We start from the raw sequence: 16037 nt of genomic DNA on the forward strand, positions 1-16037 counted from the left end.
GGGGGGTGAGTCAGGTGGTGGTCGGGCGGGCGGCGCGCAGCGGGGCGACGGCGGCCTGCACCCGGGGGTGGTCGAAGAAGGCGTCGAGGTCCACGGGAAGGCGGACCTTCCAGTTGGGGTACTCGTCCACGGTGCCCGGCAGGTTCGGCTGACGCACCTGGCCGACGGCGTCGGAGGGTGAGCTCAGCACCAGGCGCGACGCGGCCGGGGCGATGACGGCGTGCAGCGCGACGAGCAGGTCGTCGGTGTCGACGCCCTCGGCGCGCAGCAGGTCGAGCAGCGCCTCCTTGTCGGCGGCCGCGGTGGCGAGCGCGTCGTCCACCGGCTCGCCCAGCAGGTCGAGCCGGTCCTGGACGTGGATGCGTTCGTCGCGCAGCCAGCCCTCGACCGTCGGCAGGTCGTGGGTGCTGATGCTCGCCATGGTCTCGGGCTCCCAGGCGCGGGGCGGTACGTGCGGCTGCCCCGGGGCGTCCCAGTCGCGTTCGAACCACAGCACGGCCGAGCTGAGGATGCCGCGCGCGTGCATGGTCTCGGTGACCACGTCCTCGACGGTGCCGAGGTCCTCGCCGACGACGATGGCGCCGGCACGGGTGGCCTCGAGCAGCAGGACGGCGAGCATCACGTCGGCGTCGTAGTGGACGTACGTGCCGCGGTGCGCGGGCTCGCCCGGCGGGATCCACCACAGCCGCCACAGACCCGCCACGTGGTCCACGCGGATGCCGTCACCGTGGCGCAGCACGCTGCGGACGACGTCGCGGAAGGGTGCGTAGCCGGTCTCGAGCAGGCGGTCCGGCCGCCACGGCGGGAGGTCCCAGTCCTGGCCGAGCGGGTTGAAGGCGTCGGCCGGGCAGCCGACCCGCACGTCGGAGGCGAACACGCTCTGCAGGGCCCAGGCGTCGGCGCCTCCGGGGTGCACGCCCACGGGCAGGTCGTGCACGAGTCCCACGGCCATGCCGGCGTCGTGGGCCGCGTCGCGGGCGGCGTCGAGCTGCTGACGGCACAGGTGCTGGAGCCAGGCGTGGAAGGCGACGCGGTCGGCCAGGTGGTCGCGGGCCCGGGCCACGGCCTCGGAGGTCGGGTCGCGCAGCGGCTCGGGCCACGTCCGCCAGTCGGCGCCGTGCTGCTCGGCCAGGGCCGAGAACGTGGCGAAGGCGGCCAGGTCGGGCTCGGCGTCGAGGTCGACGTCCTCGTCGGCGGGGGCGAAGGGTCGCAGCAGCTCCAGGGCCGCGCGCTTCGCCTCCCACACGGCGTCGTGGGCGAGCAGGTCGTCCGCGGGATCGGGGTCCGGTGCTAGCCGTAGCACCTGGTCGCGGACCGACGGGTCGGCCGCGGCGAAGGCGTCGACGTCGGTCACGCGCAGGTAGAGCGGGCTCGCGAACCGTCGGCTCGACGGGGAGTAGGGGGAGCGGACGAGCGGCGTCGACGGCACGAACGCCTGCACCGGGTTGACCAGCAGCACGCCGGCGCCCTGCTCGGTGGCGGCGCGCCGGGCCAGGTCGGCGAGGTCGACCAGGTCGCCCATCTGCCACGACCCGGCCGAGTGCAACGCGTACAGCTGGAGCATCCAGCCCCACGTGCGCGGCACCTCCGGCAGTCGGGCAGGGGCGACGACGAGCGTCACGTCCTGGTCGTCGGTGACGAACCGGTGCCAGCCGAGCGGCAGGTCCGCGGGCAGCGTCCCGTCGACGTCGAGGTGGCCGCCGTCCTCCAGCAGCACCCGACCCGCCACGCCGACCTCGCGGGCCACGCCCTGCGTCGCGGCGATGGTCGACTCGAGCGGTCGGGCGTCGGCCGCGGCGCGCTCGAGTGCGTGGCCGACCGCCTCCGGCGTCGTGGCATCGACGCCCAGCTGACCGAGCACGGCCACGACGACCTCGCGGTCCACCTCGACCGGGCGCCGGTCCGAGCCCTCGTACGCGACCGCGACGCCGTGGGCCGCGGCGAGGCGCGCGAGGTCGTCAGCGTCGGAGGGGGGCATGTCGTCCAGCATGGTCGCGGACGGCCCGGCCCACCACTTCGGGGCACGAGGGAGCGGTCACACCCGCGGCTTACCCGACGGGGACGGAGGCAAACCGACGCCGTTCACACCCGCGACACGAGGCGGGCCTACGCTTCTCGGGTGGACTGGAGCGACTACGACGCGGCCCTCTTCGACCTCGACGGTGTCATCACCCCGACGGCCGAGGTGCACATGCGCGCCTGGAACCAGATGTTCAACGACTTCCTGACGGCGCGGGGGGTCGAGGAGCCGTACACCGACGACGACTACTACCGGTACGTCGACGGCAAGCCGCGCTACGACGGCGTGCGCTCGTTCCTGGCCTCGCGCGACATCGAGCTGCCCGAGGGCACGCCCGACGACGCCCCCGAGGAGGAGACCGTCGGCGGGCTCGGCAACCGCAAGAACGTGGCCTTCGAGGAGGTCCTCGACCGCGACGGCGTGGTCGCGTACCCGGGCTCCGTGGCGCTCGTGGAGCAGCTGGCCGCCGCCGGCACGCAGATGGCGATCGTCTCCAGCTCGCGCAACGCCCCCAAGGTGCTGCGCGCCGCCGGGCTCATCGACCACTTCCCGGTGATCGTCGACGGCGTCGTGGCGGGGGACCGCCAGCTCGCCGGCAAGCCCGCGCCCGACACCTTCCTCTTCGCCGCGCAGCAGCTCGACGTCGAGCCGTCGCGCGCCGTGGTGCTCGAGGACGCCACCTCGGGCGTCGCCGCGGGCCACGCCGGACGCTTCGGCCTGGTCGTGGGCGTCGACCGCGGCGCCGGAGCCGACGCGCTGCGCGAGCACGGAGCCGACGAGGTCGTGAGCGACCTGCGAGACCTGCTCTGATGTCGCCGCTCGACCAGCCCGCACCCGGCACCGACGAGGACCGCGGCTTCGGCCCCTCGCACGAGGCGCCGCCGGTGCGCGACTTCCTCGACCGCTCGCGGTTCCCCGTGGACCCGTGGAAGCTCACCGAGGTCCGGTACGACAGCAGCGACCTGGGCCTCACCGAGACCGTGTTCGCCGTCGGCAACGGCTACCTCGGCCTGCGCGGCAACGTGGAGGAGGGGCGCGACTCCCACACGCACGGCACGTTCGTGAACGGCTTCCACGAGACGTGGCCGATCCAGCACGCGGAGGAGGCCTTCGGGTTCGCCCGGGTCGGCCAGACCATCGTCAACGCCCCCGACGCCAAGATCATCCGGCTCTACGTCGACGACGAGCCGCTGCTGCTCTCGGTGGCCGACCTGCTCGGCTACGAGCGCAGCCTCGACCTGCGCGAGGGCGTGCTGCGGCGGAGCCTGCTGTGGAGGACGCCGTCGGGCAAGCGGGTCCGGATCGACTCCACCCGCATGGTCAGCCTGGCGCAGAAGCACCTCGCGATCATGACCTTCGAGGTCACGCTGCTCGACGACTCCGCGCCCGTCGCGATCTCGTCGCAGATCCTCAACCGCCAGGACGGCGAGGACGAGTACCACGTGCGCGCCAGCGCGATGGGTGAGGGCAAGGTCGGCGAGGGCAACGATCCCCGCAAGGCCGAGCGGCTCCAGCGCCGTGTGCTCGAGCCGCAGGAGCAGCTCGGCGAGCCCGACACCGGACGCGTGGCGCTGGGGTACCGGTGCGCCGAGAGCGGCATGACGCTCGCCGTGATGGCCGACCACGACCTGCAGACCGAGAACATGGTCACGAGCCGCGTGGTCACCGGCGACGACCTCGCGAAGACGACGTTCCGGATCGCCGCCGAGCCCGGCGTGCCCATCCGGCTCACCAAGACGGTGGCCTACCACACGTCGCGCGGGGTGCCCTCGCGCGAGCTGCTGGACCGCTGCCGACGCACCCTCGACCGGGTGCGCGAGCAGGGCGTGGAGCAGCAGACGAGCGACCAGCGCGCCTGGCTCGACGACTTCTGGGCGCGCGCCGACGTGGAGGTCCCCGGCCAGCCCGAGATCCAGCAGGCCATCCGCTGGAACCTGTTCTCGATCGTGCAGGCGTCGGCGCGGGCCGAGGGCCAGGGCATCCCCGCGAAGGGGGTGACCGGCTCGGGCTACGGCGGCCACTACTTCTGGGACACCGAGGTCTACGTCATGCCGTTCCTGACGTACACGACCCCGAGCGCGGCCCGCAACGCGCTGCGGTTCCGCTACTCGCTGCTCGACGCGGCCCGCCGTCGCGCCGACCAGCTCGCCCAGAAGGGCGCCCTGTTCCCGTGGCGGACCATCAACGGCGAGGAGGCGTCGGCGTACTACGCGGCCGGCACCGCGCAGTACCACATCGACGCCGACATCGCGTACGCGCTGAGCCAGTACATCGGCGCCACGGGCGACACCGAGTTCCTCGACCGCCAGGGCATCGACATCTTCGTCGAGACGGCCCGGCTGTGGGCCGACCTCGGCTTCTGGCGCAGCGAGGAGGGCGGCACCTTCCACATCCACAGCGTCACGGGTCCCGACGAGTACACGACGGTCGTGAACGACAACCTGTACACGAACGTCATGGCGCGCTTCAACCTGCGCCGGGCGGCCGAGGCGGTCCGCACCCTCCAGCACGCCAACCCCGCCGCCTACGAGGCCGCGGCCGAGCGGCTCTCGCTCACCGAGGAGGAGGTCGAGGAGTGGGGACGTGCCGCGCGCGGCATGAGCATCCCGTTCGACGAGCACCTCGGCATCCATCCGCAGGACTCGCACTTCCTCGAGCGCGAGATGTGGGACCTCGACCACACGCCGCTCGACAGCCGCCCCCTGCTGCTGCACTACCACCCGCTGGTCATCTACCGGTTCCAGGTGCTCAAGCAGGCCGACGTCGTGCTGGCGCTGTTCCTGCAAGGCGAGGACTTCACGCCCGAGCAGAAGCGCGCCGACTTCGAGTACTACGACCCGATCACCACGGGCGACTCGACGTTGTCGGCCGTCGTGCAGTCGATCATCGCGGCCGAGGTCGGGTACCACGACCTGGCGTACCGCTACTTCCTGTCGGCGCTCTTCGTCGACCTGGCCGACCGGCACGGCAACACGTCCGACGGCGTCCACGTGGCGTCGACCGGTGGCGTGTGGAGCGCCGTGGCCGCCGGGTTCGGCGGGTTCCGCGACCTCGGCGCCGGGCAGTGGTGCATCGACCCCCGCCTGCCCGACGACTGGGAGTCGCTCACCTACCGGGTCACGCTGCGGGGCACCCGGGTGCGTGTGACGGTGCGCCCCGAGGAGCTCGACCTCACCGTGGAGGACGGCGCGGGACAGCTCGTGTTCGACGTGCGCGGCACCGAGGTCGTCGTGGGCCCGGGCGAGCCGGTCACGGTCGCCCTCGCGGGCCAGGGGCCGCGGCTCGAGGGTGAGCCGCCGAACCCGGCCGGCACGCGCCGCTCCGACGGCACCGTCATCACGGCGATCGTCCCCGGCGCCTGAGGCGGCGCCGTCTGGCGGGTCGCGCGTCTGGCGGGTCGCGCGCCGGGCGGGTGCACCGTCCGGTCGCGCCTGCGGGCACCTGCCTAGACTGACGGACGTGTTGATCGTGAGGTACGAGGTCAGTGACGGCAGGTCGGGCGAGGACGTCGTGCTCGTCGACCAGAAGTGGTCGTTCGGGCGGTTCGGTGGTGAGGAGACCCCCACCGTCGAGACCGACGACCGGCGGGTCAGCCGCGGCGCCCTGGTGATCCGCGACAGCGGCCCCGGCCCGGTCGTCTTCCGGGGGCAGCGCGGCGAGCAGGCCCGGGTGGGCCTGGTCTCCGACGACGGCAGCACCGAGTGGCTCGAGGAGGGCAAGGCCGGCAACCTCACGGCCACGGCCCGTCGCGTCACGTTCGACCTCGACGACGAGAACGTGCTCACGCTCGAGGTCGACTTCGCCGACCGCGGCAGCGTGGTCGAGCGCCAGCAGCAGGCGGCCCAGCCCCACCTCGCGGTGGTGCCCGAAGCGACCGACGTCCCATGAGCGAGCGGAGCGCCGACGACGCCGGAGCCGCCCACACCGGTTCGGTCGACATCGCGTTCCTCCAGCTGCTCCCGAAGGCCGAGCTGCACGTGCACCACGTCGGGTCGGCATCGATCGAGGCGGTGTCCACGCTGGCACAGCGCCACGAGGGCAGCACGCCCGTGCCGACCAACCCCACGGCGCTCGCCGACTACTTCCGGTTCACCGACTTCGCGCACTTCATCGAGGTCTACCTCTCGGTCGTGGACCTGCTGCGCACGCCCGACGACCTCTGGACCCTCACCCACCAGGTGGGCACCGACCTCGCGGCGCAGAACGTGCGGTACGCCGAGCTGACGCTCACGCCGTACACGTCGATCGTGCGCGGGATCCCCGCCGAGGCCTACCTCGAGGCCGTCGAGGACGCCCGCCGTCGGGTGGAGGCCGAGACCGGCCTGGTGCTGCGCTGGATCTTCGACGTCCCCGGCGAGTCCGGGGTGGAGGCGGCCGACGTGACGCTCGACGTCGCGCTGCGGCTGCGTCCGGACGCACTGGTGGGCTTCGGCCTGGGTGGCCCCGAGGTCGGCGTCCCGCGGCCGCAGTTCGCGCCGCACTTCGACGCCGCCCGCGCCGCGGGGCTGCGCAGCGTCCCGCACGCGGGTGAGTCCACCGGCCCGCAGACGATCCGCGACGCGATCGAGCACCTCGGGGCCGAACGCATCGGCCACGGCATCGCCGCCGCGCAGGACCCCGAGCTCATGGCGCTGCTCGCCGAGCGCGGGATCGTGCTCGAGATCTGCCCGACGTCGAACGTGTGCACCCGCTCCGTACCGTCGCTCGCCGAGCACCCGCTGCCCACGCTGGTGGCCGCCGGGGTCCCGGTGACGATCAACAGCGACGACCCGCCCATGTTCGGCACCACCCTGTCGCGCGAGTACGCGGTGGCCGCCGACCTGCTCGGCCTCGACCGCGCGGGCGTCGTCGACCTGGCGCGAGCCGCCGTCGACGCCTCCTTCGCCACGGACGCGCTCAAGACCTCGCTGCACGCCGAGCTCGGACGCGTCGTCTCCTGACGAACGAGGACCGCCCGGCACCCCAGGGTGCCGGGCGGTCCGCGTTCACGGGTCAGGCGCGCTGGCGCCGGACTCCGATGCCCAGGGCGATCGCCACCGCCGCACCCAGCCAGGCCAGGTCACGTCCGCGCAGCACCCGGCGGGGCGCCGGACGGCTCGAGACGGAAGCCGGGGCCACCAGTGCCGGAAGCGCTGCCGAAGGAGGCGGACCGGCCATCGCGACGTGACCCACCGCGACCGAGGTCGGCGCAGCCTCGTCGGAGCGGCTGCCCCGGCGCAGGACCGTCATGCCGGCGAGTGCGAGCATCGCGCCGGCCGCGAGCAGCCAGAGCGAGGCGCCACCGGCGTCGGGCAGGGCGCCACCGCCGTCGGAGCCCCCGGCAGTGCCGGTCTCGTCGTCGCCGGGGGCGTCGGTCTGGACGGTCGGCTCGTCGGGGTCGGGGTCCCCGCCGGGATCCACCACGACGATCTCGTCGCAGTCGGCCGCGACGCCGGCGTCGCCCGAGACGACGTACGGCACGCCGAGCGGCTCGCCCTCGCCGTCCACCAGCTCGAAGCCCTCGACCGGGGTGAACTCGATGGTCCACGGACCGGTGAGACCGTCGCCCTGCGTGAACTGCGCCACCACGCCCGCCGTGGGCACGACGGACACGCGGTTGAGCCCGTCGATCGCGACCAGCGCCGAGACCGCGTCGTCCACGGCGCAGGTCGGCTCGGTCGTGAAGGCCGGGGTGACGCCCGTCGGCTCGGGGTCCACGACCACGATCTCGTCGCAGTCGGCGGCGACGCCGGCATTGCCCGAGACCACGTACGGGCTCTCGAGCGGGTCGCCCTCGTCGTCGACGAGCGTGTAGCCGTCGGCCGGCGTGAACGTGAGCTCCCACGGACCCGTGATGCCGTCACCCTCGGTGAAGGTGGCGATGACGCCGACCGTCGGGGTGATGACGGCGGTGAACAGGCCGTCGAGCACGAACAGCGCGCGCGGCATCCCGCCGTCGGTCGGGCACGTGGGTGCCGTCGCGAACTGGGGAGTCGCCTCCAGCGGCTCGGGATCGGTCACGTCGGGGAGGCAGTCCTCGATGGTGGGGACGGGCAGGTCGTCGCCGACGTAGCCGATGGCCGTGGAGCGGTCCTGGCCGTCGGCGAAGTAGCTGTACGGGAAGGAGCCGGTGAAGCCCTCGCCCTTGAGCGTGCTGACCGAGACCGAGATGATGGTCTGGAACGTCTCCGACACGCCGGGCTTGCCGACGAACTTGCAGACGTAGACCTTCTTGTCGTCGTCCTCGTCGCCGGGGTCCACCGGGTCGACCGGATCGACGGGGTCCACCGGGTCGACGGAATCCACGCCGCAGCTGGCGGAGGTGGGCGCGGGCTCGTCCTTCACGTCGTAGCCGATGGCCGTGGAGCGGTCCTGGCCGTCGGCGAAGTAGCTGTACGGGAAGGAGCCGGTGAAGCCCTCGCCCTTGAGCGTGCTGACCGAGACCGAGATGATGGTCTGGAACGTCTCCGCCACGCCGGGCTTGCCGACGAACTTGCAGACGTAGACCTTCTTGTCGTCGTCCTCGTCGACGGGGTCCACCGGGTCGACCGGATCGACGGGGTCCACCGGGTCGACGGAATCCACGCCGCAGCTGGCGGCGGTGGGCGCGGGCTCGTCCTTCACGTCGTAGCCGATGGCCGTGGAGCGGTCCTGGCCGTCGGCGAAGTAGCTGTACGGGAAGGAGCCGGTGAAACCCTCGCCCTTGAGCGTGCTGACCGAGACCGAGATGATGGTCTGGAACGTCTCCGCCACGCCGGGCTTGCCGACGAACTTGCAGACGTAGACCTTCTTCGACTCGTCATCGTCGCCGCCGTTGCCGCCGGAGCCGGGCTCGCCGCCGTTTCCACCGTCGCCACCGTTGCCGCCCGAGCCGGGCTCGCCGCCGTTGCCGCCGTTGCCGCCGGAGCCGCCGGAGCCGGGCTCGCCGCCGTTTCCACCGTCGCCACCGTTGCCGCCGGAGCCGACGGGAACACCGCCGCTGCCGCCGTTGCCGCCGCCAGGGTTGCCGCCACCACCGGGGTTGTCACCGCCGCCGGGGTTGCCGCCGCCGCCGGGGTTGCCGCCGCCGCCGGGGTTGCCGCCGGCGCCGGGGTTGCCGCCGGCGCCGGGGTTGCCGCCGCCGCCGGAGTTGTCACCGCCGCTACCACCGGGGTTGCTCGGCTTGGCAGCCTCGTCGGGCTGGTCGGAAGGGGCCTGGACGCTGGTGTCCGGGTCGTCCGCCGCGAGTGCCGGCGCGGGCATCAGGGCCGTGCCCGCGACGAGCGCGAGCACGGACAGGAATCTCTTGAGCATGGGAGGAGTCCGTTCGGGGGAACAGCGCGTCGAGGGGGCGGGCGCAAGGGAGTTGAGGAGGCGAGCGACCGGACGTCGACGCTCGTGCTGCTCAACGAGCGCCCCGAGTGGGTGTCACGGTGGTCGAACCGAATTTTCCTTGGAATTGCAGCCAATTCGGGACCTGGAGGGCAGGAGTGACTCCTTCCCACCCTCGTGCTCCACGGTAGGCTCGCCCGCCCAGCGCCACCATCGCCGAACAGGGCCATTTCCGCTCACCCGGAAGGACCATGGTCCCGGGCGCGGTGGTGGGGGAGGCCTAGTGCTTCTGCGTCGCGGGCAGGACCGGGACCCGCACGAGGAGCACGCCGGGACGGACCTCGGCGGTGATCTCGGTGCCCTCCTCGACGGGGTCACCGTCGAGCTGCATGGGGGTGGGGCCCGAGGCCTTCACGTGCACACGTCGGCCGGTGAAGCGGTCGAGGCGGTCGTTGGTGCGCTTGCGGCGGGCGATCACGCGCAGCGCGATCGAGACCCAGCCGAACAGCCGACGCGGTGCGATGACCACCACGTCGAGCTCACCGTCGTCGACCTGGGCGTCGGGCAGCAGGGGCAGACCGGCCTGCAGGAAGCCGACGTTGCCGATGACCACGGTGCGGGCGCGGAAGGTCCGGGGCTCACCGTCGTCGACGGTGATGGTGACCTTCATGCCCGGGAAGCGCAACGCCTTGACGCCGGACACGAAGTAGGCGGCCCAGCCGACCTTCTTCTTCAGCTCGTCGTTGACGCCGGTCATGATCATGGCGTCCATGCCGAGGCCGGCCATGACCAGGAAGCTGGTGTCGACACCGGCGTCGGTCGTGAACCGGGCCAGGTCGATCGCCTTGTCCTGGCCGCCGAAGGCGACCTCGAGCGCGTCGCGTGGGTTGAGCGGGACGCCGAGGTTGCGGGCCAGCAGGTTGCCGGTGCCGTGCGGGATGATCGCCACCGCGACGCCGGTGCGGGCCGCCTCCTCGCACACCGCGCGGACGGTTCCGTCGCCACCGGCGGCGACGATCAGGTCCACGTCGGCCTCGAGGGCGGCCTGTGCCTGCCCGTAGCCGGGATCCTCCACGGTGGTCTCGAACCACAGCGGCTCGTTCCACTCGTTCTGGTCCGCCACGAGTCGCACCCGCGTCTTGAACTCCTCGACGTCGGCGACCTTCGACGGGTTCAGCACGACGGCGGCACGCTTGCGTCCGGTCCCGGTGAGCACGGCGAGCTCCGAGGGAAGGCGGCTGGCGTCGGTGGCGACGACCAGCCAGAGGGCCACGGCCACCAGGGCGCCGAAGGCGAGACCCGCCGTGACGTCGGTGAGGTAGTGCACCCCGAGCAGCACCCGGTCGGCCGCGGTGACGAGCGCCAGCAGGGTCCAGAGGGAGAGCAGGATGCGACGCTTCCATCCGCGACCGGTGGCCACGATGGTCAGCATCGCCAGCACGGTGAACAGGACCCCGGCGCCGGCGGCATGGCCGCTCGGGAACGAGTACCCGCCGATCTCGTGGACCGGGTCCTCCCAGGCCGGACGGGGTCGCGCGAAGACGAGCTTGACGAGTGCGTTGCCGCCGATCGCCACGACACCGCTCAGCACGACCCAGATCCCGATGCGCCACTCACGGCGCACCAACGCGATCGCGGCCACGACGGCGAGCGCGATGCCCACACCGACGTTCGACAGGACGAGCGCGATCACCTCGAGCACGTCGACCAGCCACGGGCGCGAGTAGCTGATGTCGAAGGCCGCCTGCGCGACCTCGCCGTCGAGGTCCTGCGAGGCGTCGGTGACCACGAGGGTGGCCAGGGCGACGAGCAGCACCACGAGCGCCACGAGGACGGCGGCGTACACGCCACCTCGGCCGGGCTCGGCGCGGCGCAGGTCGATCGACACGGTGTCCTCTCGGGTGGTGCGGGCTCGGATCAGCGTAGTGCGCACCGGCCCCGGACGCTTCGAGGCGGTGCCCCGGGCTCGTGGTGAGCCCGGCGACACCGCCTCGTCGTCGAAGGAGGGTGCGGGTCAGCGCTCCTCGGTACCGGCGATGAAGGCCTCGAGGCGCTCGCGGCCGATGTCGTCGGGACGCTGCTCCGGCGGGCTCTTCATCAGGTACGACGAGGCGCTCAGCAGGGCGCCGCCGATGCCACGGTCCTTGGCGATCTTCGCCGCACGGATGGCGTCGATGATGATGCCGGCGGAGTTCGGCGAGTCCCACACCTCGAGCTTGTACTCCAGGTTGAGGGGCACGTCGCCGAACGCACGACCCTCGAGGCGCACGTACGCCCACTTGCGGTCGTCGAGCCACGCCACGTAGTCCGACGGGCCGATGTGCACGTTGCGGTCGTTGGCGCCGACGCCGGCGAGCGAGCCGGTGAGGTTCGACGTGACGGCCTGGGTCTTCGAGACCTTCTTGGACTCCAGGCGCTCACGCTCGAGCATGTTCTTGAAGTCCATGTTGCCGCCGACGTTCAGCTGGTAGGTGCGGTCGAGCGAGACGCCGCGGTCCTCGAACAGCTTGGCCATGACGCGGTGCGTGATGGTGGCACCGACCTGGCTCTTGATGTCGTCGCCGATGATCGGGACGCCGGCGTCCTCGAACTTCTTGGCCCACTCGGGATCGGAGGCGATGAAGACGGGCAGGGCGTTGACGAACGCGACCTTGGCGTCGATGGCGCACTGCGCGTAGAACTTGTCGGCCTCCTCCGAGCCCACCGGAAGGTAGGACACGAGCACGTCGGCCTGCGTGTCCTTGAGCACCTGGACGACGTCGACGGCGGGGGCGTCGGACTCCTCGATGGTCTGCAGGTAGTACTTGCCGAGGCCGTCGAGCGTGTGGCCGCGCTGCACCGTGACGCCGGTGGGCGGCACGTCGGCGATCTTGATGGTGTTGTTCTCGCTGGCGGTGGTGGCGTCCGCCAGGTCGAAGCCGACCTTCTTGGCGTCGACGTCGAACGCGGCGACGAACTCGATGTCGTTGACGTGGTAGTCGCCGAACTGGACGTGCATGAGGCCGGGGACGGTGCCCGCCGGATCGGCGTCCTTGTAGTACTCGACGCCCTGGATGAGCGACGTGGCGCAGTTGCCGACGCCGACGATCGCGACGCGGATCTGGTTGGTGGCCGAACCCATGGGTTCTCCTTCGTGACGGGTGATGACGGGTGGATGGATGGTCGTGCGGATGAGGGGGTCAGGTGGGAGGAGGTGGCGGCTCGTCCTGCGGCTCGCGCTCGCGCTCGATGAGCTCGGTGAGCCAGCGGACCTCGCGCTCGACGGACTCCAGACCGTGGCGCTGCAGCTCGCGGGTGTAGGCGTCGGCGCGGTCGCGACCGCGCTGGGTGGCCTCGCGCACGTTCTCGAGCCGCTCCTGCAGTCGGCTGCGCCGGCCCTCGAGGATCCTCATGCGCGTGGCACGCTCGGTGCGGGCGAAGAAGGCGAACCGGACGCTGAAGGTCTCGTCGTCCCAGGTGGCGGGTCCGGAGTCCTCCATGGCGTGGGCGAAGTGCTCCTTGCCGGCGGCCGTGAGGTGGTAGACGATCCGGTTGCGGCGGCCGCGGACCTCGACCGCTGGGTCGTCGTCGGCCTCGATGAGACCGGCCCGCACCAGCGACTTCAGACAGGGGTAGAGCGTGCCGTAGGACAGCACGCGGCCCCAGCCGAGCAGGCTGATGAGCTCCTTGCGCAGCTCGTAGCCGTGCATGGGCGTGTCGTGCAGCAGGCCGATGGTGGCGAGCTCGAGGGTCGCTCCGCGACGGGGCATCGCGATCCTCCTGGCCGGCTCGAGAGACGTCGTCGTGACGACTCGGTATATCGGGACGATACATCAGCGCGGCATGACATGAAAGACCGTATGTCAGGTCGGGCAGGTAGGGCGAGACCGTCTGGACGAGACACGTGCCACAGAGCAGGTGGACCGTGCATCATGGCCTTCTCAGGTTGGTCAGGCACACTGGCCTGATGCCGCGCCGTGTCCCGGGCGCACGCACAGCACCACGCCCTGCCTGGAGCAGGGCCGAGACGGAGGAAGTGGTCCGTGGCCACCAGCACGCATCGAACCAAGGCGAAGAGCACCCCGAGCAAGCCGGGCCTGTTCCGTCGCATCAGTGGCGACGGCCCGCGCTGGAAGCAGGTGCTGCGCTGGTTCGCGGTGCTCGTCGTGCTCGGCCTCCTGGGCGGCGCGCTGCTGTTCTTCGTGCTCTACCGGGTCATCGAGATCCCCGACGCGAACGCCGACTTCCAGACGCAGACCACCAAGGTCTACTACTCCGACGGCAAGTCCGAGCTGGGCGACTTCGCCATGCAGGACCGTGAGAGCGTCCCGCTCGACGAGATCCCGGCCGTCATGCAGGCCGCCGTGATCGCGGCCGAGGACCGCACCTTCTACGAGAACCGCGGCCTCGACTTCAAGGGCATCGTCCGCGCCGCGCGCGACAACGCCACGAGCGGCCAGATCACCGGCGGCGGCTCCACCATCACGCAGCAGTACGTGAAGGTGCTCTACCTGAACCAGGACCGCTCCTACAAGCGCAAGGTGCGCGAGGCGATCCTGTCGATCAAGATCCACAACCAGCTGAGCAAGTCCGAGATCCTCGAGGGCTACCTCAACACCATCTACTTCGGCAACGGCGCGTACGGCGTCGAGGTCGCGGCCGAGACCTACTTCGACAAGCCGGCGTCCGAGCTGAACTACCCGCAGGCCGCGATGCTCGCGACGGTCATCAACAACCCGACCTACTACGACCCCTACACCGAGGGGGCGGAGGAGCGGATCCTGCCGCGCTACCGCTACGTGCTCGACGGGATGGCCAAGTCCGGTGCGATCACGGCCGAGGAGGCCGCCGAGTTCCAGGAGCGGCTGCCGAAGTTCGCCGAGAAGAAGAACGCCAACCGCTTCAAGGGCACCAAGGGCTACCTGCTCGCCCTCGTGCAGAAGCAGCTGCAGGACGCCGGCTTCAGCGACAACCAGATCCTGGGTGGCGGACTGCGCGTCGTCACGACCTTCGACAAGCGCCTGCAGGCCGCCGCCGTCGACGCGGTGGAGAACACGGTGCCGCAGGACCTCGACGAGCTCAACGTCGGCCTGGTGTCGGTCGAGCCCGGCACGGGTGACGTGAAGGCGATGTACGGCGGCAAGGACTACCTGGAGAGCCAGCTGAACTGGGCCACGTCCAGCGTGCAGCCGGGCTCGACGTTCAAGGTGTTCGCTCTCGTGGCGGCGCTCGAGGACGGCTACAGCCTGCGCACGACCCTCAACGGCAACTCGCCGGTGCGCATCGGTGGGGCCGAGGTCGGCAACCAGGGCGACAGCGGTGGTCAGTCCTTCGGTCGGGTCACCCTCGAGTTCGCCACGCAGAAGTCCATCAACACCGCGTTCGTCGACATCACCCAGCAGATGAGCGGCGGCGCCGACGCCGACATCTCCGTCGGAGCCCGCAAGGTGCTGGAGGCCGCCAACGACGCCGGCATCCCGGCCACGGTGACCGACCAGATCGACCCGGTCGCCGTCACGTCGCTCGGCTACGCCGGCGTGCCCGCGGTCGACATGGCGAATGCCTACGCGACCCTCGCCGCCGACGGCGAGCGCGCGGAGTGGCACGTGCTGTCGAAGGTGACCAGCGCTCAGGGCGACGAGCTCGAGCTGCCGGCGCGGGAGACCAAGCGCACGATCCCCGAGGACGTCGCCGCCGACACCCTCGCGGCGCTGCAGAAGGTCACGCAGGCGGGTACCGGCACGAGCGGGCGCACGATCTGCCCGACGGCCGGCAAGACGGGCACCGCGACGGCCGGCGCCGACGACGACCAGCGCGTCTCGTCGTCGTGGTTCGTCGGGGCCACGCCCAAGCTGGCCACGGCCGTGACGCTCAGCCGCGGCGTGGGCAACGAGGACCTCGAGGGGTACCTCGTGCCCTTCTTCGGTGGCACCTACCCGGCGCAGACCTTCAAGGCGTTCATGGACCCGGCGCTCGAGGGCACCGAGTGCGGCAGCTTCCCGGCCCCGGCCAACATCCAGGCCGACAAGGGCAACACCTACGTCCCGCCCGCGCCCAGGCCGAAGAAGACCGAGAAGCCGGAGCCGAAGCCCGAGCCGACGACCCCCAAGCCGACCACGCCGGCCCCCACCGAGACGACGTCGCCCCCGCCGGAGGACGACGATGATGGCGGCATCGTCCCGGGCGGTGGCGGCGGCGGTGGCGGCAACGACTGACTCGTCAGAGGTAGGTCTCGCACCGACCCCGCCGGTCAGAGGTAGGTCTCGCACCGAATCGGGCAGTCGGAGGTAGGTCTCGCACCTCATGCCGCTGCAATTCGGTGCGATACCTACCTCTGACGGACCCACCAGGCGAGCGGTAGGTGAGCCGCGGAATGCCCGTCAGAGGTAGGTAGGCCGCGGAATGCTGACGCCGGCGGTAGCCGAGCCGCGGTATGAGGCCCGGTATCCGCGCGCCACCTACCTCGGCCCTGCTGATTCCGCGCGCCACCTACCTTCGCCACCTACCTCTGACGGCTCCCGACGGCGCGGGAGGAGGGCGCGACGACGAACTGAGCTCCCGCGCGCCCCGCAGCCCGGGTGCTCGGCCGAGCCTCGGGCCCGGCTGGCCGGTCGAGGCCTCTCGGGGAGCAGGACCACTCGGAGCCGCAGCGGCGCAGCCGCAGGGCAGGACCCGACCAGGCCGGCGCAGCCGCAGGGCAGGACCCGACCAGGCCGGCGCAGCCGCAGGGCAGGACCCGACCAGGCCG

The 16037-nt window shown here is 71.7% G+C and carries 10 protein-coding genes; 5 read left to right on the top strand and 5 right to left on the bottom strand.

The features are described 5' to 3' along the window. Positions 1–10 precede the first annotated feature (10 nt). Positions 11–1978 (bottom strand): 4-alpha-glucanotransferase, encoded by a 1968-nt coding sequence (gene malQ / locus RQG84_RS17115; protein WP_311211020.1) that lies wholly within the window; start codon positions 1976–1978, stop codon positions 11–13. 141 nt (positions 1979–2119) lie between these two features. Here malQ and RQG84_RS17120 point away from each other — a divergent pair, with 141 nt between their 5' ends. From RQG84_RS17120 to RQG84_RS17135, 4 genes are all read left to right on the top strand, one after another. After that, entirely contained in the window at positions 2120–2830 is a 711-nt protein-coding gene (locus RQG84_RS17120; protein ID WP_055961735.1) for an HAD family phosphatase, read from the top strand. Next, entirely contained in the window at positions 2830–5382 is a 2553-nt protein-coding gene (locus RQG84_RS17125; protein ID WP_311211021.1) for a glycosyl hydrolase family 65 protein, read from the top strand. Before RQG84_RS17120 ends, RQG84_RS17125 begins: the two co-directional genes overlap by 1 nt. A 97-nt stretch (positions 5383–5479) precedes the next feature. Further along, a complete protein-coding gene (locus RQG84_RS17130; protein WP_311211022.1) occupies positions 5480–5908 on the top strand; it encodes a hypothetical protein in 429 nt (142 codons plus the stop codon). Then, a complete protein-coding gene (locus RQG84_RS17135; RefSeq protein ID WP_311211023.1) occupies positions 5905–6960 on the top strand; it encodes an adenosine deaminase in 1056 nt (351 codons plus the stop codon). Before RQG84_RS17130 ends, RQG84_RS17135 begins: the two co-directional genes overlap by 4 nt. 52 nt (positions 6961–7012) lie before the next feature. Here RQG84_RS17135 and RQG84_RS17140 read toward each other — a convergent pair whose 3' ends face one another. From RQG84_RS17140 to RQG84_RS17155, 4 genes are all read right to left on the bottom strand, one after another. Beyond that, positions 7013–9292: a hypothetical protein gene (locus RQG84_RS17140; protein ID WP_311211024.1), complete on the bottom strand. Its 2280-nt coding sequence runs from the start codon at positions 9290–9292 to the stop codon at positions 7013–7015. A 298-nt stretch (positions 9293–9590) separates the two neighbouring features. Continuing rightward, entirely contained in the window at positions 9591–11198 is a 1608-nt protein-coding gene (locus tag RQG84_RS17145) for a diacylglycerol kinase family protein (RefSeq protein WP_311211025.1), read from the bottom strand. Positions 11199–11324: 126 nt separating this feature from the next. Next, entirely contained in the window at positions 11325–12431 is a 1107-nt protein-coding gene (locus RQG84_RS17150) for an inositol-3-phosphate synthase (protein ID WP_311211026.1), read from the bottom strand. Positions 12432–12489: 58 nt separating this feature from the next. After that, entirely contained in the window at positions 12490–13059 is a 570-nt protein-coding gene (locus RQG84_RS17155; protein ID WP_055961713.1) for a PadR family transcriptional regulator, read from the bottom strand. A 273-nt stretch (positions 13060–13332) separates the two neighbouring features. Between RQG84_RS17155 and RQG84_RS17160 the strand changes: the two genes are divergently transcribed. After that, the gene (locus tag RQG84_RS17160; protein ID WP_311211027.1) at positions 13333–15504 is read left to right on the top strand and encodes a transglycosylase domain-containing protein; all 2172 of its coding nucleotides are present in this window, start codon (positions 13333–13335) and stop codon (positions 15502–15504) included. Positions 15505–16037 lie beyond the last annotated feature (533 nt).

It is taken from the genome of Aeromicrobium sp. WCS2018Hpa-31, from assembly GCF_031843905.1.
Taxonomy (GTDB): Bacteria; Actinomycetota; Actinomycetes; order Propionibacteriales; family Nocardioidaceae; genus Aeromicrobium.

What these genes read in the sequence shown, in the direction of transcription:
- malQ (WP_311211020.1), bottom strand. Translation starts at nt 1,978, where the DNA reads ATGCCCCCCTCCGACGCTGACGACCTCGCGCGCCTCGCCGCGGCCCAC.
- RQG84_RS17125 (WP_311211021.1), top strand. Translation starts at nt 2,830, where the DNA reads ATGTCGCCGCTCGACCAGCCCGCACCCGGCACCGACGAGGACCGCGGC.
- RQG84_RS17135 (WP_311211023.1), top strand. Translation starts at nt 5,905, where the DNA reads ATGAGCGAGCGGAGCGCCGACGACGCCGGAGCCGCCCACACCGGTTCG.
- RQG84_RS17140 (WP_311211024.1), bottom strand. Translation starts at nt 9,292, where the DNA reads ATGCTCAAGAGATTCCTGTCCGTGCTCGCGCTCGTCGCGGGCACGGCC.
- RQG84_RS17150 (WP_311211026.1), bottom strand. Translation starts at nt 12,431, where the DNA reads ATGGGTTCGGCCACCAACCAGATCCGCGTCGCGATCGTCGGCGTCGGC.
- RQG84_RS17155 (WP_055961713.1), bottom strand. Translation starts at nt 13,059, where the DNA reads ATGCCCCGTCGCGGAGCGACCCTCGAGCTCGCCACCATCGGCCTGCTG.